This window comes from Demequina rhizosphaerae, from assembly GCF_000971255.1.
GTDB classification, from domain to species: domain Bacteria; phylum Actinomycetota; class Actinomycetes; order Actinomycetales; family Demequinaceae; genus Demequina; species Demequina rhizosphaerae.
The window spans coordinates 86,732-108,778 of record NZ_BBMC01000004.1 but is presented as its reverse complement, the minus strand read 5'-3'; the positions used below and the strand labels follow the sequence as shown (position 1 = coordinate 108,778).

19 protein-coding genes are annotated in these 22,047 nt (G+C 75.4%); 9 read left to right on the top strand and 10 right to left on the bottom strand.

Annotated features, from left to right (window positions below):
* Nucleotides 1–12: 12 nt before the first annotated feature.
* The 3 genes from AOM07_RS06680 to AOM07_RS06670 are packed head-to-tail and all read right to left on the bottom strand — an operon-like array spanning nucleotide 13 to nucleotide 4,802.
* Complete coding sequence (locus tag AOM07_RS06680) at nucleotides 13–1,335, bottom strand: DUF5719 family protein (protein ID WP_062312030.1); 1,323 nt, start codon at nucleotides 1,333–1,335, stop codon at nucleotides 13–15.
* On the bottom strand, nucleotides 1,332–4,457 hold the full coding sequence (locus tag AOM07_RS15165; protein ID WP_062312029.1) for a glycosyltransferase family 2 protein: 3,126 nt from the start codon (nucleotides 4,455–4,457) through the stop codon (nucleotides 1,332–1,334). The genes AOM07_RS06680 and AOM07_RS15165 overlap by 4 nt, the downstream gene beginning before the upstream one ends.
* A gap of 24 nt (nucleotides 4,458–4,481) precedes the next feature.
* Nucleotides 4,482–4,802: a WhiB family transcriptional regulator gene (locus AOM07_RS06670; protein WP_062312028.1), complete on the bottom strand. Its 321-nt coding sequence runs from the start codon at nucleotides 4,800–4,802 to the stop codon at nucleotides 4,482–4,484.
* Between the two features lie 252 nt (nucleotides 4,803–5,054).
* On the opposite strand from AOM07_RS06670, the gene AOM07_RS06665 reads away from it, so the two are divergent.
* Nucleotides 5,055–6,269: an LCP family protein gene (locus AOM07_RS06665; protein ID WP_062312027.1), complete on the top strand. Its 1,215-nt coding sequence runs from the start codon at nucleotides 5,055–5,057 to the stop codon at nucleotides 6,267–6,269.
* Nucleotides 6,270–6,360: 91 nt separating this feature from the next.
* Entirely contained in the window at nucleotides 6,361–7,638 is a 1,278-nt protein-coding gene (locus AOM07_RS06660; RefSeq protein WP_062312026.1) for an LCP family protein, read from the top strand.
* Nucleotides 7,639–7,789: 151 nt separating this feature from the next.
* On the opposite strand, the gene purE is transcribed toward AOM07_RS06660, so the two are convergent.
* A complete protein-coding gene (gene purE, locus AOM07_RS06655) occupies nucleotides 7,790–8,290 on the bottom strand; it encodes a 5-(carboxyamino)imidazole ribonucleotide mutase (RefSeq protein ID WP_062312025.1) in 501 nt (166 codons plus the stop codon).
* Nucleotides 8,287–9,429, bottom strand: a complete 1,143-nt coding sequence (locus tag AOM07_RS06650; RefSeq protein ID WP_062312024.1) for a 5-(carboxyamino)imidazole ribonucleotide synthase — start codon at nucleotides 9,427–9,429, stop codon at nucleotides 8,287–8,289. The genes purE and AOM07_RS06650 overlap by 4 nt, the downstream gene beginning before the upstream one ends.
* A gap of 34 nt (nucleotides 9,430–9,463) precedes the next feature.
* Here AOM07_RS06650 and AOM07_RS06645 point away from each other — a divergent pair, with 34 nt between their 5' ends.
* A complete protein-coding gene (locus AOM07_RS06645; protein WP_062312023.1) occupies nucleotides 9,464–9,967 on the top strand; it encodes a GtrA family protein in 504 nt (167 codons plus the stop codon).
* 1 nt (nucleotide 9,968) lies between these two features.
* Here the strand turns inward: AOM07_RS06645 and AOM07_RS06640 are convergent, their stop codons facing one another.
* Together AOM07_RS06640 and AOM07_RS06635 are read right to left on the bottom strand one after the other, a co-directional pair.
* Nucleotides 9,969–11,282 carry a sensor histidine kinase gene (locus AOM07_RS06640; protein WP_062312022.1) on the bottom strand — a complete coding sequence of 438 codons (1,314 nt, stop codon included), beginning with the start codon at nucleotides 11,280–11,282 and terminating at the stop codon, nucleotides 9,969–9,971.
* Between the two features lie 8 nt (nucleotides 11,283–11,290).
* Nucleotides 11,291–11,968, bottom strand: coding sequence for a response regulator transcription factor (locus AOM07_RS06635; protein WP_062312021.1), 678 nt, complete (start codon nucleotides 11,966–11,968; stop codon nucleotides 11,291–11,293).
* A 93-nt stretch (nucleotides 11,969–12,061) separates the two neighbouring features.
* Between AOM07_RS06635 and AOM07_RS06630 the strand changes: the two genes are divergently transcribed.
* Nucleotides 12,062–14,179, top strand: coding sequence for a glycosyltransferase family 39 protein (locus AOM07_RS06630; protein WP_156171843.1), 2,118 nt, complete (start codon nucleotides 12,062–12,064; stop codon nucleotides 14,177–14,179).
* Between the two features lie 72 nt (nucleotides 14,180–14,251).
* The gene (locus AOM07_RS06625; RefSeq protein ID WP_062312019.1) at nucleotides 14,252–17,128 is read left to right on the top strand and encodes an FtsK/SpoIIIE domain-containing protein; all 2,877 of its coding nucleotides are present in this window, start codon (nucleotides 14,252–14,254) and stop codon (nucleotides 17,126–17,128) included.
* On the opposite strand, the gene AOM07_RS06620 is transcribed toward AOM07_RS06625, so the two are convergent.
* Nucleotides 17,117–17,470, bottom strand: coding sequence for a hypothetical protein (locus AOM07_RS06620; protein WP_062312018.1), 354 nt, complete (start codon nucleotides 17,468–17,470; stop codon nucleotides 17,117–17,119). The two genes, AOM07_RS06625 and AOM07_RS06620, sit on opposite strands and share 12 nt — an antisense overlap.
* 224 nt (nucleotides 17,471–17,694) lie before the next feature.
* On the opposite strand from AOM07_RS06620, the gene AOM07_RS06615 reads away from it, so the two are divergent.
* Nucleotides 17,695–17,949, top strand: coding sequence for a WhiB family transcriptional regulator (locus AOM07_RS06615; protein ID WP_062312017.1), 255 nt, complete (start codon nucleotides 17,695–17,697; stop codon nucleotides 17,947–17,949).
* 82 nt (nucleotides 17,950–18,031) lie between these two features.
* Here AOM07_RS06615 and AOM07_RS06610 read toward each other — a convergent pair whose 3' ends face one another.
* Entirely contained in the window at nucleotides 18,032–19,495 is a 1,464-nt protein-coding gene (locus tag AOM07_RS06610; protein ID WP_062524709.1) for a sensor histidine kinase, read from the bottom strand.
* Between the two features lie 59 nt (nucleotides 19,496–19,554).
* On the opposite strand from AOM07_RS06610, the gene AOM07_RS14940 reads away from it, so the two are divergent.
* The 3 genes from AOM07_RS14940 to AOM07_RS06595 are packed head-to-tail and all read left to right on the top strand — an operon-like array spanning nucleotide 19,555 to nucleotide 20,827.
* The gene (locus AOM07_RS14940; RefSeq protein WP_062312016.1) at nucleotides 19,555–20,049 is read left to right on the top strand and encodes a DUF2505 domain-containing protein; all 495 of its coding nucleotides are present in this window, start codon (nucleotides 19,555–19,557) and stop codon (nucleotides 20,047–20,049) included.
* A complete protein-coding gene (locus AOM07_RS14935) occupies nucleotides 20,046–20,459 on the top strand; it encodes a FluC/FEX family fluoride channel (RefSeq protein ID WP_062312015.1) in 414 nt (137 codons plus the stop codon). Before AOM07_RS14940 ends, AOM07_RS14935 begins: the two co-directional genes overlap by 4 nt.
* Nucleotides 20,456–20,827, top strand: a complete 372-nt coding sequence (locus AOM07_RS06595) for a FluC/FEX family fluoride channel (RefSeq protein WP_062312014.1) — start codon at nucleotides 20,456–20,458, stop codon at nucleotides 20,825–20,827. Before AOM07_RS14935 ends, AOM07_RS06595 begins: the two co-directional genes overlap by 4 nt.
* A 7-nt stretch (nucleotides 20,828–20,834) precedes the next feature.
* On the opposite strand, the gene AOM07_RS06590 is transcribed toward AOM07_RS06595, so the two are convergent.
* Nucleotides 20,835–22,046, bottom strand: a complete 1,212-nt coding sequence (locus AOM07_RS06590) for an APC family permease (RefSeq protein ID WP_228374398.1) — start codon at nucleotides 22,044–22,046, stop codon at nucleotides 20,835–20,837.
* Between the last annotated feature and the right edge of the window lies 1 nt (nucleotide 22,047).

Here is a 22,047-nt window from a genome sequence, read left to right as displayed (position 1 = left end):
GCCCGCGCGACGTCAGGAGCCGGGGCCGAGGTAGGGCCGCAGCCCGACGGTGACGGGCGTCGACTCGACGTCGGTGCGCCGCGGCACGAGGGTCGCGACGAAGCCGGGCTCGTCCTCGAGCGCGAGGCTCCACGTGAACCGCGCCGGGCCGGTGAGGACGGTCCCGGCGGTCGCCTCGAGCGGGATCGTCGCGGTCGACCGCGCCGCCATCTGCTGGGACACGATCACCTCGCCGTCGGCGTCGGTGAGCGTGAACTCGCCCGCGACCGCGGCGTGGACGGTGACCGCTGAGACGTGGTCCGTGACCATGACGCTGCGCCGCTTGCGGTCCGTGGTGTCCTGCGCGGGCAGCCACGCGAGGTCGCGCTCGACCGCGTCCGCGGGCCCGTCGACCACCGGCCGGGTCACGCTGATCATCGCGCCCGCGACGACCGGGGCGTCGGCGCGGATCTCGACGGCGCCCGAGGCGAGCGCGGGCACCTCGACCTCCGTCACGACGCCGGGCTCGAGCGCGAGACCGGAGACGCCTCCCCACTCGACGAGCCCCTCGTCCCCGGCGAGCATGAGATCCGCGGTCGCGCCGTCGGGCGCCATCAGGCGGAGCGTCGTGGCGGCGTCCTCGGCCTCGGCGCCGACGCCGGGCACGACGAGGCGCGTGGACGGAGCCGAGCCGCGCCCGACCCAGTCCGTGCCGGCCGGCTGGAAGCCGTCGAGCCGCGAGTCCTGGAGGTGCGCGACCACTCCTGCGCCGGTCGCGACCACGCGGACCGCGAGCGCCGGCACCTCCGCCACCACGGACTCGAGCAGGAGGTCCTGCTGGCCGCCGGGGGCGATGGACACGACCGCGTGCTCCTCGAGCTCGCCGAGCCCGCCGTAGAGGGTAACGGTCGCCTCGGTGGACGCGTCGGAGGGGTTGGTGAGCACGAGCCGCGCGCTCGAGCCGAGCGCGGTCGACCCGCCCACGAGCCACTGGTCGCGCACGGGCGCGACGCACGACGCCGCGGACAGGCCGGCGACGTCGCCCCCGCCGATGCGCTCGACGGAGGCGGCGACGTCGCCCTCCGCGAGGAAGCCGGCGCCGGTGGGCTCGGTGCCGTCGCCGAGCGCCTGGTACGTGCGGTCGTCGCTGCCGGAACCGAGGTCGGGGTCGCCCGAGTCGATGTCGCCGACCGGGATCTCGACCGGGCCGGGGCACGCGACCGGCTGCGCCGCAGGCGTCACCTCGCCCTCGTACGGGGCCGCGACGACGGGCTCCTCGGGCGCGACGCGGCCCGCGACGACGACCGCGAGCACCGCGACGGTCGCCGCGCCGAGCACCACCAGCCGCCGGATCATGAGCGCACCGCCCGGTGGCGGCGGTCGTGCAGCGGGACCATGCCGATCATCGCCCAGACGACGAGCACGACGGAGGCCCACCACCACCAGCGGTACTCCTCGTCCTCGTAGCGGTACTCGACGACGTCCGCGCCGGCCGGGACCGTGAAGGCCGCCCGCCCCAGCGCATCGTCCGTCGCCGCGAGCGGCGCGCCGTCGGCCAGCGCGATCCATCCCTCGTCGGCCGCGGCGGCGACGACGAGCGTGCCGCCGCCGGCGCCGTCGACGGAGCCGGACCACGAGTCGGAGTCGAGCACGGTCACCTCGCCCTCGTCGCCCTCGATCCATGCGCGCGACACCGCGGCGTCGGAGCCGGGCCGTGCGACGCGGTAGCTGGTGCCGACGTCGCTCGCGCCGATGAGGCGGAGCTCGGCGAGCTGGCTCAGCGAGCTCGCGATCATGTCGGAGCCGGGCGTGGCGACGATGACGCCGATCCCCCAGGCCGCGAGCGTCTCGTCGGCGCCCGACGCGGCTCCCGCGAGGGTCGCGACGGTCGCGGCCAGCGAGGCCGGGGTGGCGGCCTCGGTGCCGGGACGGGCGAGCGGGGCGCCCGCGCCGGAGGACTGCGCGCGGCCGGTGAGGATCGTCGTGCCGTCGCCGTCGAGGACGGTGTAGTCGACACCGTCCTCCGCGTCGCTCAGCACGAGCACGCGCTGATGGGTCGCGAGGCGCTGCTCGAGCGTCGCCACCAACGGGAGCGCCTCGGTCGATGCCGGCTGGACGTCGCCGCGCTCGGCGCGGCCGGGCCACGCCTCGACCACGACGGAGGCGACGAGCACGCCGGCCATGAGGGTGACGGCGACGGAGGCGAGAAGGCGGATCGCGGCGCGCCCGCGCCCCTCGCCGGCGATCCAGAGGCGGGACGATGCGGCGGCCGCGGCGCCGATGAGGCCCGCCGCGACGAGGGTCGAGCCGGGACCGGCGAACCCGTTCGCGGCGGCCTCGCCGGAGCCGTCCGCGTGGACGACGACGGTGGCCTGCGCGGCGGCCGCGGTGCCGACGCCGAGCGCCGCGACGAGCAGCCCGCCCGCGACGCCCCAGGGGGCCCGGCCGGATGCGACGGCGAGGATGACGGCGCCGACGACGCCGAGCCCGATCGCGCCGACCACGAGGGTGCCGGGCAGGTCGGGCAGCCCCGGCGCGCCGCGCGAGTGGTCGGTGAGCCCCAGCACGAGGCGCCATGGCTCGACGACGCCGGACGTGAGCGCAGGGCCGTTCTCGCGGGCGAGGATCGCCCACCCGTCCCGGGTGAGCGGGCCGGCGGCCCAGGCGGCGACGAGGCCCGGCCCGGACACCACGAGCGCGGGGATCGCGGCGGTCCACACGCGCCAGCGGGCCCGGCCGGCGAACACGCCGGCGACGAGGACCACCGCGACGAGCGGCACGAGCAGGACCGGAGCGGCCGCGACGATGACGGCGAGGGAGAAGGCCGCGCCCATGGCGGCGCTCGGGGACGGGAGGCGACGCGCGGGGAACTCCTCGCCGCCGCCGACGGCCTCGCCGCGGTGCCAGCCGGCGGCGCGGGCGAGGCCCATCGCGAACCACGGCACCATGAGGTGGGCGATCACCGGACCGACGCGGCCGTCGGAGATCGCTTGGAGGTGCAGCGGCCACAGGCCGTACGCGAGGGCGCCGAGGCCGCGGGCCCAGACCGAGCGGGTCGCCGCGCCGAGCGCGAACCACGCGGACACGGCCGCGAGCGCGACGCCGAGCGCGAGGAGGAGGCCGATCCACACCCGCAGGCCGCCGGGCAGCGCCGCGGCCGGCAGCAGCAGCGCGCTGAACGCGCCGTCGAGCGCGGGCAGGCCGAAGCCCGTCGCGCTCCATCCGGACCACGTGCGCTCCCACATCTCGTCGAGGGGCACGTCCGTGACGCCGAGCGCGGTGCCGGTGAGCATGCGTCCCGACACGAGCGCGGTGAGCCACGTCCCGTGCAGCGCGATCGACGCCGCGACCGCGAGCACCGTCACGAGGACCGCGGCGCCGCGCCTCCGCACGGCGGCGTCGGCGAGCTCGCCCCGGACGACGTCCGAGGGTGCAGCCTGGGCGCGCCAGCGGTCGTAGGCCCGCATCTCGCGCGAGCGGATGGTCGAGAGGACCGCGCGGGTGCCGACGAGGAAGGGGGCGACCGCGGAGGCGGGCCGCGTGGAGCCGCGCCGGATGCGCGCCCTCACGCCCGGCACGCGCGGCAGCCGCGCGAGCAGGCGCCACGGCACCGCGAGGTCGGCACCCACCATGCGGGACTCGTTCTGCGCGATCCGCAGCACGGCGCGCGTGGCGGCGGACAGGAAGGCCCACACCAGCAGCAGGGGCGTGGCCAGCACGGGCGACCAGGCGAGGGCGTGGACCCACTCGCCGGTGCGCCGCAGGCCGTACGTGGAGTTGCGTCCGCGGGAGGACCCCGCGCGCACGCCGGTGAGCCCGTCCTGCGCGTGGCGCACCTTCGCGACCGGCACGATGACGACGTCGTGGCCCGCGCGCCACGCGCGACGGCAGAAGTGGAGGCTGTCGCCGTAGCCGCGGTACGCGGGCTCGAGCCCTCCGAGCTCCTCCCACACGTCGCGACGCACGAGGGCGCCGGCGAGCGAGGCGGCGAGCACGTCCTCGCGCTCGTCGTACTGGCCCTGGTTGATGTCGTCCTCGTCGACCAGGTCGATGCGCCGCGCTCCCACGCGGGTGGTGGTGACGCCGAGGCTCACGAGCCGCGACACGTCGTCCCAGCGCACGTGGGCGGGGGCGACGACCGCGGCGGCGGTGCGCTTCTTCGCGGTCGCGACGAGCTGCGCGAGCACGGTGGGCAGCGGCGCGGTGTCGTCGTGGAGGAGCCACAGCAGCTCGGCGGGATGGGCCGGGTGCGAGGCGAGGACCGCGTCCACGCCCTGGCTGTACGTGCGGGAGCCGTCGCTCCACTCGACGGCCAGGCCGTCAGGGACCTCCGGGCGCTCCGCGCCCTCGGGGAGCACCACGTGGAGGACGTCGGGACGGAGGCTCTGCTCGGCGACCGCCGCGAGCACGTCCGGAAGGCGCGCCGAGCGGCCGTCCGAGACGACGATCGCGCGCACCAGCAGGCGCGCAGGGCTCATCGTGCTCCCACGCAGGCTGACCGACTAGACCGCGCGCCGCTTGAGCTTGCGACGCTCTCGCTCCGAGAGCCCACCCCAGATGCCGAAACGCTCGTCGTTCTCCAGCGCGTAGTCGAGGCACTCGGAGCGCACGTCGCAGGACGCGCACACCTTCTTCGCCTCACGCGTGGAGCCGCCCTTCTCAGGGAAGAACGCCTCGGGATCCGTCTGGGCGCACAGAGCGCGCTCCTGCCAAGACAGCGGCCCGTCATCCTCGGTTCCGTCGAAGATGTCCACCACCGACGCCAGCGTCGATGCGGGCCTACCTGCGTCCGAGGGAACTGAGCCGTCGTAGATATTCCACACGGGCCCCACCTCCGTTCGCGACGGGGATCCATCGCGCCCCCGTCCCATGAATTACAGCCGTGTAATCACCCCTGAGTCAAGTCGAATGCTCCATTTCGCACGAAGCAATTTCCGCGGGCCGTCCGCGACGATGTCGCTGGTCGGCGCGCACGCGCCCGGGCGTGTCGCGATCGCGCCGCCGCCGCGGTCCTCCGCGGGGGCCGCGACCTCGCCTGCCTACAATGCGGCCCATCACGACGAGCAGGGAGCCGGATGGTCGACACGGGGGTGGTGCAGCCGCGTCACGCGCACGCCCGCCGGTGGCGACGGCCGCTCCGCTACGCGGTGCTCGTGCTGTGCGCGGCCGTCGGCTTCGTGCTCGTCTTCGCGGCCACCGTGGTCGGCGAGGTCGACCGCACGCTCGGGTCGAACGCCCGGGACGTCGACGACCTCATCGGCGACCGCCCCGACCAGCCCACCGACGAGGACGCGGGCGAGGCGCTCACCATCCTCCTCATGGGATCCGACGTGCGGACCGGCACGAACGGCACCGTCGGCGGTGGCGCGGACATCGGCGGCATGCGCAACGACACGACGATGCTCATGCACATCTCCGCCGACCGCACCCGCATCGAGGTGGTGTCGATCCCGCGGGACGCCCAGGTGGAGATCCCCGAGTGCACCTACTCGGACGGCTCGACGATCGCGGGCGGCTACGGCGACTTCAACGTCGCGTTCTCCAACGGCGGCGCCCGCGGCGACGCCGGCGAGGCGGCCGCGTGCACCATCAAGACCGTCGAGCAGATGTCGGACGTCCGCATCGACCACTACGCCGTCGTCGACTTCCAGGGCTTCATCGACATGGTCGACGCGCTGGGCGGCGTCCCCATGTGCATCCCCGAGCGCATCGTCTCCGACAAGGCCCACCTCGAGCTCGACGCCGGGCCCCAGGTCCTCGACGGCGAGACGGCGCTCGCGTACGCGCGCCTGCGCACCGCCGAGGAGGGCGACGTGTCGGGCTCGGACCTCCAGCGCATCACGCGCCAGCAGCAGCTGCTCGAGCAGGTCGCGGCGACCGTGTTCTCGAAGAACCTCCTGACCGACACCGACGAGCTCACGCGCTTCCTGCGGGCCGCCGCCGAGTCCCTCACGATGGACCCCGGGCTCGCGGACACGTCCTACCTCGTCGGTCTCGCCTACAGTGTGCGCAATCTCACGACGGACGACATCCAGTTCGTGACGGTGCCCTGGGCGTACACCGACGACCTTCTCAACGTCGAGATTCAGCCCGAGGCCGACGACTTGTGGGACGATATTCGGAACGACCGAGCAATCTCCGTGACCACGACCGGTGACGCGAGCTCCGCCTGGGATGACGGCAAGAAGAAGGACACGGACTCGTCCTCCCCTGTTCCCTCGTCCTCGGCGAAGTCCAGCGACTCCACCTCCGACACCACGACCGAGGATCTTCTGCAGGAATGCAGGTGACCAGGGGTGCCGGAACCCGTGGCTCGGGGCGCGCGTTGAGTCGCCAGCAGAACCGTCCACGCGTGCGCGCACGCCGAGCCCAGGAGCATGAATGACCGTCGAGGTCTCGGACCATCGCCGTCGTCGGCGCCTTCGCCATGCGACGCGCCTGCCCCAGCACCGCATCCTCGCGGCCGTGCTGGGAGTGTTCGCTGCCGTCTTCGGCTTCGGCCTGGTCTTCGTCGAGACGAGCCTCAACCTCGCGGACGACGGGTTCACGACCCAGGACATCTCGGCGCTGCTGCCCTCGGTGACGCCGTCCGCGGAGCCCTCCGCGACAGCCGACGCCGACCCCGAGGACCTGTCCGCCGGCAAGGCGCTCAACATCCTGCTCATGGGCTCGGACACGCGCGACGGCGAGGACAACCAGGAGCTCGGCAAGGGCGACGTCGGCGGCATGCGCAACGACACGACGATGATCATGCACATCTCCGCGGACCGCGAGCGCGTCGAGCTGCTGTCGATCCCCCGCGACTCCCGCGTCGCGATCTCCGACTGCAAGATGCTCGACGGCAGCACCGTCTACGGCTGGACCGGCAAGTTCAACATCGCGTTCTCCAACGGCGGCCAGAACGGCAACATCGCGGAGGCCGCGGCGTGCGTCGCGACCACGATCTACGACCTCACGGGCCTGCTCGTCGACCACTACGCGGTGGTCGACTTCTCCGGCTTCGTCGACATGGTCGACGCCCTCGACGGCGTGCCGATGTGCATCACCGAGGACGTCTACTCCCCCAAGGCGCACCTCGAGCTCGAGGCCGGCGCGCAGGTCCTCGACGGCACCACCGCGCTCGCGTGGGCCCGCGCCCGCACCGGCACCGGCCTCGGCGACGGCACGGACCTCATGCGCATCGAGCGTCAGCAGGAGCTGCTCACCAACATGGCGCGCAAGGCGCTCGGCCTCAACGTCCTCACCGACGCCAAGAAGGGCACGAAGTTCATCAACGCGCTCGCGAAGTCCATGACGATGGACCCCGAGCTGGGCGACTCGCGCTACCTGCTGGGCCTCGCGTGGAGCCTGCGCAACTTCGACACGAGCAACCTCTACATGGCGACCGTGCCGTGGCAGTACGCGGGCGACTCGAGCGGCGACGTGCTGTGGACGCAGCCCGACGCGCAGGCGGCCTTCGACGCGCTCATCGCGGACGAGTCGCTCGAGAGCCTGCTCGAGCCCGAGACCGAGACGACCACGGACGACACCACCACGGACGGCTCGACCAAGAAGAACAACGACAAGAAGAGCTCCTCCGCGAGCGCCTCGCCGAGCGCGTCGCCGTCGCCGCTGCGCGAGACCGAGGACGAGATCCTCGCGGACTGCGTGATCGACTGATCCGGCCTTCTCGCGCCTCCCACGGCCCGATGCGCCTCGGGAGGTGCTCAGTGCCCGAATACGCGGATCCTGGGCACCCGGCACCTCATGGGGCGCGGGCGAGCGGCGCGGGACGCGCTGAGCGCGGGAACCGCCGGCCGGACGATGCGCGTCAGGCGTTGCGGAGCGCCTCGCCCTTCGCGTAGGCGAGGTCGCGCAGCTCCTCCTGGAACACGCGCATGCGCTCGCGCAGGCGCGCCGCCTCCTCGCCCTCGCCCGAGCCGAGGATGCGCGCCGCGAGCAGGCCCGCGTTGCGCGCGCCGCCGATCGACACCGTCGCGACCGGCACGCCGGCCGGCATCTGCACGATGGACAGCAGCGAGTCCATGCCGTCGAGGTGCTTGAGCGGCACGGGCACCCCGATGACCGGCAGCGTCGTCACCGACGCGAGCATGCCGGGCAGGTGCGCGGCGCCGCCTGCGCCCGCGATGATGACCGACAGGCCGCGCGACTCGGCCTCGCGGCCGTACGCGATCATCTGCTCGGGCATGCGGTGCGCGGACACGACGTCCTTCTCGTACGCGATGCCGAACTCGTCGAGCGCCTCGCCCGCGGCCTTCATCGTCGGCCAGTCGGAGTCGGACCCCATGACGATGCCCACCCGGATGCTCATGCCTGTCCCCCGTCCCTGACGATGGCCGCCGCCTTGACGGCCCTCGAGTACGCCTCGTCGCGGCTGCCCGCGGACACGTTGACGTGGCCGACCTTGCGGCCCGCGCGCACGCCCTTGCCGTACAGCTGGATCCTGGCCCCCGCATCGTCCACCTCGGCGAGCGCGTCGGTGAGGCGTGTGCGGGCGCCGCCCAGCACGTTGGCCATCACGGTCCACGGCGCGGTGGGCTCGGTCGCCCCGAGCGGCAGGTCGAGGACCGCGCGCAGGTGCTGCTCGAACTGGCTGGTGACGGCGCCGTCGATGGTCCAGTGGCCCGAGTTGTGCGGGCGCATCGCGAGCTCGTTGACGAGGATCCGGTCGCCCGCGAGGAACAGCTCCACGGCGAGCACGCCGGTGACGTCGAGCCCCTGCGCGACGGCCTCCGCGATCTCCGCGGCCTCGTCGTCGAGCGCCTCGGACAGTCCGGGTGCGGGCGCGATCACCTCGGAGCACACGCCGGCCCGCTGGATCGACTCGACCGTGGGCCAGGCCCGCATCTCGCCGGACGGGCGACGCGCCACGAGCACCGCGAGCTCGCGGTCGAACGGCACCTTCTCCTCGAGCAGGACCCGCGGGCCGCCGTCGGCGGCGGCGCGCAGCCAGTCGGCGGCCTCGTGCGGCGCGGAGATCACCCGGACGCCCTTGCCGTCGTAGCCGCCGCGCGCGGTCTTGAGCACGCCCGCGCCGCCGTGGACCGCGAGGAAGTCCTCGACGTCGGCCTCGGTCTCGACGTGGCGCCACGCGGGGTTGGGCAGCCCGAGCGCGTCCATGCGGGTGCGCATCTCGATCTTGTCCTGCGCGAACAGGAGAGCGTGGAGACCGGGGCGGGCGGGCACGCCCGCCGTCTCGGCCGCCGCGAACACGTCCGCGGGGATGTGCTCGTGCTCCCAGGTGAGCGCGTCGGGCCGCGGGTGCGCGAGCAGCCGCGCGACGGCGTCGGGATCCGTGGGCAGCCCCACGACGGTCTGGTGGGCGGGCAGGGCGGCGGCGGCCTCGTGCGACTCGACGAGCACGCGCAGGGTGATGCCAAGAGCGGTGGCGGGCCCGGCCATCATGCGCGCGAGCTGGCCACCGCCGACGACGGCGACGATGGGGGTCATGGGACAAAACTACCGGGGGCTAGGCTCGTGCCTCGTGACCGTCCTCCTGCGCTGGGTGCGCGAGCGCGCCGGCGAGCTCGCGCGGTTCGGCCTCGTCGGGGTCGCGGGCATCGTCGTCAACCTCGGCGTGTTCAACCTCCTGCGCCTCGGACCGCTCGGCCCGGACGCCGAGTTCGCGGGCGACGACGACCGCGTGGTGACCGCGAAGGTCATCGCGACGCTGGTGTCGATCCTGTTCGCCTGGGTCGCGCATCGCGAGTGGACGTACCGCGGCCGCCGGCGGCATCGGCCCGCCCGCGAGCTCGTGCTGTTCGGCCTCGTCAACGCCGCGGCGCTGGCGGTCGAGGCCGCCACGCTGTTCGTGTCCCACCACTGGTGGGGGTTCACGAGCCTTCTCGCGGACAACTTCGCGTCGCTCGTCGGCATCGGCCTGGGCACCATCACCCGCTACATCGGGTACGCGCTGTTCGTCTTCGAGGCGCCCGCCGGGGACGATGCGGCGGTCACCCGGGCACCGGACGCGCGCGACGACCCCTGAGTCAGCGGCGGCGCCGACGGCGCCGGTCGATCTGGCGCGAGTGCGGCACGATCTCCTCGATGTCGACCATGTGCGGCACGCCCTGGAGGAAGACCGCGAAGGTCGCCGGCACGCGCTGGGCGAGCTCGAGGCGACCGCCGTCGGCGGTCACGAGGTCGCGCGCGAGCGCGAGGCCCAGGCCCGTGCCGCGGCCCGAGGTCACCTCGCGCTCGAAGATCCGCGGGGCAAGCTCCTCGGGCACGCCCGCGCCCTCGTCCGCGACCTCGATGACCACGGCGTGGTTCTGGCCGGACTGGCGCGCGGCGACGCGCGTGGTGCCGCCGCCGTGCTTGAGCGAGTTCTCGATGAGCGTCGCGAGCACCTGCGCGAGGCCGCCCGGGGTCGCGAACACCGTCGAGCGGGTGGGCGTGACGACGAGCCGCCGGCCGGCCTGCTCGAAGGCCGCCGCCCACTCCTCGCGCTGCTGGTCGAACACCTCGTCGAGCTGCACGAGCTCCGTGCCCGAGCCCAGCGCGCGCCGCGACCGGCCCAGAAGCTCGTCGACGACGCCGACGAGCCGCTCGACCTGCTCGAGCGAGCGCTCGGCCTCCTCGCGCACCTCCTCCTGCTCGGTCAGCACCGCGATCTCCTCGAGCCGCATCGTCAGCGCGGTGAGCGGGGTGCGGAGCTGGTGCGACGCGTCGGCGGCGAACTGGCGCTCGGTGGCCAGGCGCGCGGCCATCCGGTCGGACGAGCGCGACAGCTCGTCCGCGACGAGGTCGATCTCCTCGATGCCGGTCTTCTCGAGCCGGGGCCGGACCTGGCCCGAGCCCAGCTGCTCCGCCGAGGCGGCGAGGTAGACGAGCGGCGCGGACAGGCGGTTCGCCTGCCAGATCGCCATCGCCGCGCCCGCGACGATCGCGACCGTGCCGCTCGCCAGGACCAGGCCGACGATGCGCGCGGCCTGCCAGAACACGTCCCACTTCGACAGGTACGCGAGGACCACGAGCCCCGAGTCCGTCGTGTGGCCCTCGGAGTACGCGGGCTTGGGCTCCTCGCCGGCCGACAGCGTGGTGCCGTCGGGCAGCCGCACGTACATGTACTCGGGCGCGCCGGGGCTGGTCGACACGAACGAGGCGACGTTGTTCTCGGTGATGGACTCGCCCGAGAGGTAGCGCACCTCGAGCGCGCGCGCCGCGACCGTCGCGCGCTGGTCGAGGGTGCGCAGCGCATCGTCGCGCATGATCTGCGCGGCCGCCACGGCGAGCGGGATGCCCAGCATGATGACCGCGACCGCGAGCGCGGAGAAGGTCGCGGCGAGGACGCGCCGGCGCACGGCTCCCCTCAGGCGCTGTTCTCGAAGCGGAAGCCCATGCCCCGCACCGTCGTGATGAAGTGCGGCTGCGAGGCGTCGTCGCCGAGCTTGCGGCGGAGCCAGGACACGTGCATGTCGAGCGTCTTGGACGGCGCGCCCGGGTCCGCGGACCACACCTCGCGCATGAGGGTGTCGCGCGACACGACCGAGCCCGCGTTCGAGACGAGCACCTGGAGCAGGTCGAACTCCTTGCCGCTCAGCTGCAGTTCGGCGCCGTCGAGGTACGCGCGGTGGCCGGCCACGTCGATGCGGACGCCGCCGGCCTCGATGTCGACGCCCGACTCGGTGCCGGTGCGGCGGCGCAGCAGCGCGCGCACGCGGGCGAGCAGCTCGGCGAGGCGGAACGGCTTGGTGACGTAGTCGTCGGCGCCGGCGTCGAGCCCGACCACGAGGTCGACCTCGTCGGCGCGCGCCGTGAGCATGAGGATCGGCACCTGGAGACCCTTGTCGCGGATGCGTCGCGCGACGTCCACCCCGTCGATGTCGGGCAGGCCCAGGTCAAGGATCACCAGGTCCGCGTCATCGGATGCCCCGACCCCTCCCGCGCCGGTGCCATGCCACTCGACGTCGTACCCCTCCCTGCCCAAAGCACGGGTCAAGGGTTCTGAAATGGTCGGGTCATCTTCGACCAAAACAATTCGAGTCATGCAGTTACAGTACCCGTGCGGGCGGAGTTTGCAACGACCGCCTCCGGCCGCGCCCGCGGGCGGCGCCCGGCGGCACGGATACGCTGGGTGGCCGTGACGCGACCCGCCCTCCGCCATGCCTCGGCCGAGACCTCGACGCGCGCGGCGGCGGCGCTCGTGGCCGCTCCCGAGCGCATCGTCCTCGCGCTCGTGGTGCTCGCGCTCGCCGCCGGCCTGTGGGCGGCGGCGGGGCTGCACGAGCCCTGGACGGTGCTGCCCACCGCCGCCGTCGGGCTCGCGCTGGCCTGGCGCATCGTCCCCGCTCCCGCGCGGATCGCCGCCGCGGACCGGCGCGGCGCCCTCCTCGCCCTCGCGGGCACGGGCGGATGGGCCGTGGTCAACGCGGTCATGCACGCCGAGTACCTCATCGTGGTCCGCGACCCGGGCTTCCTCTCCCTCGCCGGCCTGTGGCTCGTCGACCACCCCGACTCCGACATCCCGACGCTCGGCGCGATCGAGGCCGCCGACGTCGACGGCACGGTGCTGGCCGACGCGTCGCAGGCGTGGAACCTGCGCGGCGACGCCGTGCAGCCGCAGGGCGCGCGCATGCTCTCCGCGCTCATCGCGGTCGGCGGGTGGGTCGGTGGCGACCGCGGCGTGCTCGTCGCGAACACGCTCGTCGGCGCCGTCGGCATCCTCGCGGTCTACGTGCTGGCCCGGCGGATGCTCGGGCCGGTCGCGTCGCTCGCGCCCGCCGCGGCGGTGGCGCTGTCGGTCTCGCACATCGGCCTGTCGCGCGCCGCGTACACCGAGCCGCTCACGCTCGTGCTCGTGATCGCGGCGGCGTTGTGGCTGTGGCGCGGCGTGGAGGACCGCCGCATCGGCGCACTGCTCCTGGGCGCGGCGGCGTCGGGCGCGACCACGTTCATCCGCATCGACGGGGCGGCCTTCGCCGCCGGCCTCATCGCCGCCACGGTGCTCGCGCTGGCCCTCGTGGAGGGGCCGCGGCCGCGTCGCGCCGGGGCCGCGCTGGCCGCCCTCGGGCTCCAGGCCGTCGCGGTCTACGCCGGCTACGCCGCGCTGTGGCGGTGGAGCGAGGGCTACGCCGACCGGCTCGCCGACCAGGCCGTCACGCTCATGGTCGGGTACGGCGCGCTCGTCGTCGTGCTCGCGCTGTGGGCGCTCGCGTGGCTGGGCGGCGCGGACCGCGTCGCCACGGGCGCGCGCGACCGGCTCGGCGCGCGCGGCGCGCGGGTCGCGGGCGCGGCCGTGTCAGGGCTGCTGCTCGTCCTGGCGTCGCGGCCGCTGTGGATGACCGCGCATCGCGGCACCGAGACCAGCGTCGACCGCTTCACCAACTCCGTCGTGGAGTCGTTCCAGGCCTCCCAGGGGCTCGAGAGCGACCCGACGCGCACGTACGCGGAGCACACGGTCGCGTGGGTGAGCTACTACCTCACGTGGCCGCTGGTCCTGCTGGGGATCGTCGGGTTCGGGCTGGCCACCACGTGGATGATCCGCCGCCGCCCCGGCTGGGCGCTGCTGCTCGGCGCGACGCTGCCGACATCGCTGCTGTACTTCTGGAACCCCGAGGTCGTGCCGGACCAGCTGTGGGCCTTCCGCCGCTTCGAGCCGGCGACGCTGCCCGGCTTCGCGATCGCCGCGGCCGTCGCCTCCTGGTGGATCGTCGACCGGCTGCGGCCCGCGTGGCGCCTCGCCGGCAGGCGCGTCGCCGCGGGCGCCTTCGTGGTGCTGCCACTCTCCACCTGGGTGTCCCTCGCGCCCGGCTCCGACCTCCCCGTATCCGCCGCGACGCCCGTGTTCGTGCGCGAGATGGGCGGCGCGTACGCGCAGCTCGAGGGGCTGTGCGCGGTCGCGCCCGACCGCCCGATCATCCTCGCGGGCACGTCCTCGCATTTCGGCTCGCTGCGCGTGATGTGCGACGAGCCGACCGTGCTGGTGCTCGCCGAGACCGAGCCGGAGCAGGTGGCGGCGATGGCGGAGGCGTGGGACACCGCGCCCGTCGTGCTCACCCGCAACCCCGAGTGGTTCGAGTGGGCCGAGGAGCCCGCGGTCGTGCTCCAGTCGACGGTGCGCCAGGCGAGCTACGAGCTCCAGGGCATCCCGCGCACCTACTTCGACCGCCGCTACTCCTGGTACGCGGGCCTCGTGGCCGAGGACGGCACGCTCGAGCCCGTCTCACCCACCGCGCGAGCCGAGGTCACCAACCCCTGACGGACCTCCATCCGTCCACCGCCGCGCCGCCGGCGCTGGCGGCCGCGCCCGGCTCCGCGATGCGATGGCCGGGTGATCGTGACGATCGAGGGGGCGGGCGACGTCGAGGTGGACCCGGGCGTGCCGCTCGAGGCGATGCTCGCCGCGGCGCGCGCCCCGGCCGCGGTGTGGTGCGGGGGCACGCGGCTCGACGGCGCGCACCGCGCCGGCCGTCCCCCGCTCGTCGAGGGCGCGGTGCTCGGCTCCGCGCCCGGCCCGCCGTCGCTGCCGCCCGCGGGGCCGCACCTGCGGATCGTCGCGGGCCCCGACGCGGGCGCGGTCGTCGAGGCCACCGGCGCCGAGATCGTCATCGGGCGCGCGGGCGGCGCGCCGATCGCCGACCCCGCCCTCAGCCGCCGACACCTCGGGCTCGACCCGGCGGGGCGGGTTCGCGACCTCGGCTCGCGCAACGGCACCGCCCGGCTGCGCGACGGCCGGGCCCGCCGCGTGGGGCGCCTCCGACGGCGCCTTCGCCCGGACGACCTGCTCATGGCGGGAGGCACCGCGCTGCGGTGGGTGGATCCCGCGGGCAGGGACGATGCGGCGGCCGCCCCCGCGCCGCCGTCGCCCCGTCCCGTCGCACTGCTCGCGGGTCTCGCGGGCGCCGCTGCCGGCGCCGTCGCGATCGGGGCCGCGACCGGGCGGTGGGCGATCGCGGCGGCGATGGCGGCCGCGCCGCTCGCCGTCGCGGCGGCCTCGCTCGTGCGCCGCCGGCGCGCCCGGCACGGAACCTCGCCGGTCGGGCTCGAGGCGCTCGGCGCGCTGCCCCTGCCGATCGCGGTCGTGGGTCCGCCCGCGCGTGCGCGGGGCGTGGTCCGGGCGGTCGCGCTGGCCCGCGGCGCGGCGGTGCCGGGCCCGCTGCGGGAGGACTGGATGCGCTGGCTCGACGGCGCCCTGCAGGACGGCGACGTCCGGCTGGTGCCGCCCGGAGACCCGCCGCCCTCGGAGGCGGCGACGGTCCTCGACGCGGACGCCGGCGCCGTGGGGCGCGACGGCCGCACCGTGCCGTGGCGGGTCGCCGCGATCGCGGAGCCCACGGCGGACCGCCTGGCGCGGGCGCTCGCCTCGCGCCGGCCCGCGCAGCTCCCGACGGCGCTGCGGTGGGCCGACCTGCCACCTCCCGTGCCTGCGCCCCGCCGCACGCGCCGGCTCGTCGCATGCGTGGGCCTCGACGCCGACGGCCCGGTCGAGCTCGACCTCGACGGGGACGGCCCTCACCTGCTCGTGGCCGGCACGACGGGCTCCGGCAAGTCCGCGTTGCTCGAGACTCTCGTCGCGGGGCTCGCGCACGCGCACGATCCCGCCGACCTGGGCGTCGCGCTCGTCGACCTCAAGGGCGGCGCCGGGCTGGGCGGCTGCGCCTCCCTCCCGCACGTGCGCGGGCTGCTCACCGACCTGGACCCGTCGTCCGCGCGGCGGGCGCTGCTGGGCCTCGCCCACGAGCTGCGCGAGCGCAAGCGCGCGCTGGCCGCCGCGGGCGTGCCGTCGTGGGGCGCGTGGGAGGCAGGCGCCCCCGACGCGGCTCCCGCGCGGCTCCTCGTGGTGGTCGACGAGTTCCAGGAGCTCGGGGCGCTCGATCCGGGGTTCCTGCCGGAGCTCGCGCGCCTCGCCGCGCAGGGCCGCGCCCTCGGGATGCACCTCGTGCTCGCGACGCAGCGCCCGGCCGGCGCCGTGAGCCCCGCGATCCGGGCCAACGTGTCCACGGTGATCGCGCTGCGCGCGGCCACGCCCGCCGAGTCCCACGACCTGCTCGGGGACGCGGCGGCCGCGGCCCTGCCCGCCACGGCGCCGGGACGCGCGGTCGTGGTCTCTCCCCACGGTCGGACGACGATGCAGGCGGCGCTGCCGCTCGCGGACCCGCGCCCGCCGGTGCGGCTCCTCGGGTCGCCCCTGCCGCCGTCGCGTCCGCTCGCGCGCGCGGCGGCCGCGCGGTGGGGACGGTCCGACGCGGCGCCGCCGCTGTGGCTCGCGCCCGACCCTCCCGCGGGCGCGGTCCCCGCGGGCGCGCTCGGCTGGGTCGACCTGCCGGAGCGGCGCTCCCGCGTCCCGCTCGCGTGGGAGCCGCGCGCGGGTCCGCTCGTCGTCGTGGGGCCGCGCGGGTCGGGCCGGTCGGCGACGCTCGACGCGGTCGCGGCGGCGATGCCGGGCGTCGTGCGGCTGCCGGCCGACCCGCGGGAGGCGGCACGCACGCTCGCACTGGTGCCGGCGGCGCGGCCGTCGGCGCTGCTCGTCGACGACGCGGAGGTCGCGTGCGCGGCCCTCGAGCCGCTCGTGCGCGGCGCCGCGCAGGCACTCGAGGAGGTCGCGCGGCTCGTGCCCGTCGCGCTCGCGTGCGGGCCCGGCTGGGGGACGCGCTGGGCCACGCGCGCGGGCATGACGATCGTGCTGGGCGGTCTCGATCGCGTCGAGCAGGCGCTGTGGGGCGTGCCGCCGCCGCTCGCGGGGCTCGAGCCGGAGCCCGGACGCGGGGTCGCGGTGCGGCCCGGCGGGGCGGGCGAGTGCCGCATCGTGCCGGTCGGACGCGTCGAGGGCCGCGTGCTCGTGCGCGCGCTCGCCTGCCCCGCGGACCTCCCCGCCGGCGCGGTCGGCGTGGCGGGCGACGAGGCGCGGCCGCTCGTGCTGCCGCCCACCGGGGTCGTCGTGGTGGGGTCCCCGGGACCCGCGCGGGACCGCGCGCTGCGGGCGGCCGCGGCCGCGGGGGTCGCGGCGCAGGCGACGGAGCGGCTGCCGCCCGCACCCGGCATCGTGCTCGTCGTCGATCCCACGCCGGCGCGGCTGCGCGAGCTCGGGATCGTCGCCCCTCCGGGGCTCGCGGAGCAGGCTCCCCCGCCGGGACGGGTGCTCGTCGGACGCGACGGCGCCTACGAGGCCGCGCAGCTGCGCGGGCCGGCGGGCCCGTCAGTCCTCTGAGGGGCGCAGCGCGGGACGTCCCGCGACGAGCACGGCGACGCCGACCACGACGCCGAGGATCGCGACCGGGACGCCGAGCGCGGGGCGGATGCCGGTGAGGTTGATGCCGGCGAGCGTCTGGAGCGCCTGCCAGGTGAGCGCGGCGGACACGGCCCAGCGCGCGCCGCGGTCGAGCGCGCGCGCGACCATGATCAGGCCCGCGGCGGTGAGGCCGAAGAAGGCCGCGAGCCCCACGGCGAAGGCCGGCTCCGGCAGCGCGGTCGCGTGGATCGCGTAGGCGACGGCGGCGACCGCCATGCCGAGCGCCTCGAGCCCGACGCCGATCGCGGCGAGGCGGGTCATCCTGCCGTGCGGACTCGCATCCGACCGGGACCTCCGTCGCTTGCGGTCCTCCTCCACGGGGCCCCCTCCCGACCTTGTGAGAGAACCCACAGGAAACAACTCTTGAAACATGTTCGTTACTTGTGCGAACCTTAACGAAGTCGAAACGTAACGGTGCGACGAACCCCCTTGAGATCCATGGGCTCCGTCGCGCCATGCTACCCCCCGAGCACCAAGGAGATCCCATGGATTGGCGCACCAACGCTGCCTGCCTCGAAGTCGATGACCCGGAGCTGTTCTTCCCCGTCGGCAACACGGGCCCGGCCCTCGTCCAGATCGAGAAGGCCAAGTCCGTGTGCCAGCGCTGCGATGTGCGCGACACGTGCCTGCAGTGGGCGATGGAGCACAACCAGGACTCCGGCGTGTGGGGCGGCCTGTCCGAGGACGAGCGCCGCTCGCTCAAGCGTCGCGCGGCCCGCGCCCGTCGCGCCGCCAAGTAGCCCTCCGGCGGCACCGCCGCCACGCACGAGGCCCCGTCCGGCGATGCCGGACGGGGCCTCGTGCTGTACCCGGGCGGTGCGCCTACAGGCGCGGATCCGACACGCGCTCCTCGACGCTCGCGCGCAGGTCGACCACCGAGCCGTGCTCGACGTTGGTCCACTCGATCGAGCCGGACAGCTCGTTCTGGACGAGCGTGCGGACGATCTGGGAGCCCAGGCCCGACGGCTCGGCCGCGATGCCGACGCCGTCGTCCGAGACCGTGGCGTGGAGGCGACGGCCGTCGCGGTCCGCGGCGACCGTGATGGTGCCCTGCGCGCGCCCCGCGAAACCGTGCTCGACCGCGTTGGTGACGAGCTCGGTGATGACGAGCGCGAGCGACGACGCGTACTGCGCGGGGATGAGCCCGAACTCGCCCGTGTTGACGATGCGCACCTGGGTGTCCGGCGACGCGACCTCCGCGGCCATCCGGATCGACCGCGACACCAGCTCGTCGAAGTTGACGAGCTCGTCGAGCGTGCCCGACAGCGTCTCGTGCACGAGCGCGATCGTCGCGACGCGGCGCATCGCCTCGGCTAGCGCCTCCTTGGCCTCGGGCGCCTCGACACGGCGCGACTGCAGGCGCAGCAGCGCCGCGACCGTCTGGAGGTTGTTCTTCACGCGGTGGTGGATCTCGCGGATCGTCGCGTCCTTGGTGACGAGCTCGCGCTCGCGACGGCGCAGGTCCGACACGTCGCGGCACAGCAGCACCGCGCCCACGCGCGCGCCGTGCTCCGCCACGGGGATGGCGCGCAGCGAAAGCGCGGCGCCGTTGGCCTCGAGGTCCGTGCGCCACGCGGCGCGGCCGGCGACCACCATCGCGAGCGTCTCGTCGACGACGCCCTGGTCCTCGAGCAGCTCGCTCGTCACGCGCGGCAGCGACTTGTTCATGAGCGAGCCGTGCACGCCGAGGCGATGGAAGCAGGACAGCGCGTTCGGCGACGCGTAGGTGACGTGACCCACCGCGTCGAGCCGCAGCACGCCGTCGCCCACGCGCGGCGCCCCGCGGCGCGGGCCGGTGATCGAGGTGTGCACCGGGAACTCGCCGCGGGTGACCATGCGCAGCAAGTCGTCGGCGGCGCCCTTGTAGTTGAGCTCGAGGCGGCTCGACGAGCGCGACACGGCCTGCGACACCTCGCGCGTCATCACGGCGATCGCGCGGCCGTTCAGCACCACGGGCAGCGCGTCCTCGCGCACCGCGTACGTCTCGTCCCAGCGCGGCTCGCGCGAGCCGACGATCGCGCCCTCCTCGAGCGCGCGGCTCAGGTGCGCGACGCGGCCCTCCGGCGCGCGGGTGCCGACGACGTCGTCGAGGTGGACGGTGGGGCCGGTCGAGGGGCGGCACTGGGCCACCGCCACGAACCCCTCGCCCTCCTGCCGCCACAGGACCAGGTCCGCGAACGAGAGGTCCGCGATGATCTGCCAGTCGGAGACGAGCAGGCCGAGCCACTCGGCCTCCGCATCCGTGATGGGGCCGTGCTCCTCGATGGTGTCGCGCAGTGTTGCCACGAGGACAAGCCTAGAGCCGTCTCGCGGGCACGATAGCCTGAGCCCAGGGGGTTCCACCGGTGAAGATCACGCATGCGCATCGCTTCGACGCCCCGCTCGCGGACGTGTGGGCGATGCTGACCGACGTCGGCTTCGGCCATGCCCGCGCGGCGGCGATGGGCACCGAGGCGCAGGACGTCGACGTCGACGAGCGCGAGGACGGCTCGTACGCGGTCATGCTGCGCGCCGACGTGCCGACCACCTCGATCCCGTCCGAGATGCGCGCCTTCCTCGGCCGCGAGCTCTCCGTCACCTACACCGAGGTGTGGGAGCCGCCCGAGGGCGCCGACGACCGGGTCGGCACGTTCGCCGTCGAGATCGCCGGCGCGCCGGGCCACGTGGCAGGGGCGATCGGCCTCACCCCCGACGGCGACGCGACCGACTTCCTCGCCGCGGGCGACGTCACGGCCCACGTGCCCGTCGTCGGCGCGATGATCGAGAGGGCCGTCGCGGACGCCGTGCAGCGGGCCCTCACCGCGCAGCTCGAGGCCGCGGACGCCTGGCTGGCCCGGTGACGCGGGCCGCGCAGCTCGGCCTCGTCCTGGTCGGCGGCTCGCTCGGCGGCGCGCTGCGCATCGTCCTCGGGGAGGCGCTCCCCGACACCTCCGGCCCCGTGCCGTGGGACCTGCTCCTCATCAACGTCGTCGGCTCGCTCGCGCTGGGGTGGGCCGTCGCGCGCACCCAGGCGCACGGGCCGTGGCACCTGTTCCCCGCGGTCGGCCCCGGCCTCCTCGGCGGCTTCACCACGTTCTCCTCGATCGCGGTCCTCGAGTGGTCGGCGGGCACCTCCACCGCGGAGAGCGCCGCGGTGCTGCTCGCGACGATCGCGGGCGCGGTCGCGGGCGCCGCGCTGGGCTGGTGGCTCGGCGACCGGCCCCCGACCCCGCTGGACGAGCAGGCGGTCTTCGAGGAGGAGAACGAGTGACGGGCTGGGCCTACGCGGCCGCGATCCTCGGCTGCGGCGTCGGGGCGTGCGTGCGCTTCTCGCTGGGCTGGCTCGACCGCCGCAAGACGTTCCCGTGGCCGACGATCCTCGCGAACGTCCTCGGCGCGGCCCTGCTGGGCGCCGTGGTCGCCGCGGGGGACGATGCGCTGCTGTCGCCCGGCTGGGCGTTCGCCCTGGGCACGGGGGTCGCGGGCGGGCTGTCGACGTTCTCGTCGCTCGCGGTCGACATCGTCGTGATGCTCAAGGACCGCCGCCACCACGCGACGGCGCAGTACGTCCTCGCGACGTGCGTGCTGGGCATGGGCGCGGCCGGCGCCGGCTTCGCGCTCGTGACCGCGCTGTCCTGAGCGGCGGTCAACGGCGCCGCGCCAGCCCCCTGACGAGGCCCGCGCCGGCGAGGATCGCCGCCGCCGCGGCCGTCGCGGCGAGCGGCAGCGACGCCATCAGCGCGACGCAGAGGACCATGCCGGCGGCGCTCAGCGGCCGCGGCATGCGCCAGCCCGCGACGCGGCCCGCGGCCCGGAACGCCGAGGCCCCGGCCACCGCGTAGTACAGCAGCACCGCGAACGACGACATGCCGATCGCGAGGGTGAGGTCGCCGGCCCACGCGAGCACGATCGCGACGGCGGCGGCTACCCCCTCGGCGAGCGCGGGGACGCCGCGGCCGTTGGTGCGGGCCAGCGGGCGCGGCAGGTCGGACTCGCGGGCCATCGCCATCGCGGTGCGGCCCAGGCCGGCCGTGAGCGCGAGCAGCGAGCCGAAGGCGGCCGCGACGGCGGCGGCCGTCACGACCGCCGAGGGCAGCCACGTGCCGGCGACGGCGTCCGCGACGGGCGCGTCGGACAGCGCGAGCCCCTCGGTCCCCAGCGCGCCGGGCAGCACCGCCGCGAGCGCGAGGTACAGGGCCAGCACGATGCCGAGCGCGAGGCCGATCGCGCGGGGGATCACCCGCGCGGGCTCGCGCACCTCCTCGCCGAGCGTCGCGATGCGCGCGTAGCCCGCGAACGCGAAGAACACGAGCGCGGCCGCGGCGAGCACGCCGCCCCGATCCGCGGACACCCCGAGCACGCCCTGCTCGGCGGGCTCCGCGCCCGCGATCGCCACCGCCGCGGCCACGACGACCGCGATCACGGCGGAGGCGATGACGACCGAGGCGCCGCTGGTGCGCGTGATGCCGCGGGAGTTGAGCGCCCAGGACGCCGCGATCGCGACGGTCGCGACGGCGGCGGGCTGCTCGGGCCACAGGTACGCGCCGATCGCGAGCCCGATGGCCGCGACGGACGCCGTCTTGCCGAGCACGAAGCCGATGCCGGCGGTGAAGCCGGGCCACGGGCCGAGCTCGGCGCGGCCGTACGCGTACGCGCCGCCCGCCACCGGATGCACGGCCGCGAGCTGCGCGGTCGACCCGGCGTTCAGCGCCGCGACCACGCCGGCGAGCAGGACCGCCCACACGAGCAGGTCGCCCGCCGCCGCGGCGGCGGGGCCCCACACGACGAACACGCCCGCGCCCAGCATCGAGCCCGCGCCGATGGCGGTGGCCCCGATCGTGCCGACGCGGCGCTCCACG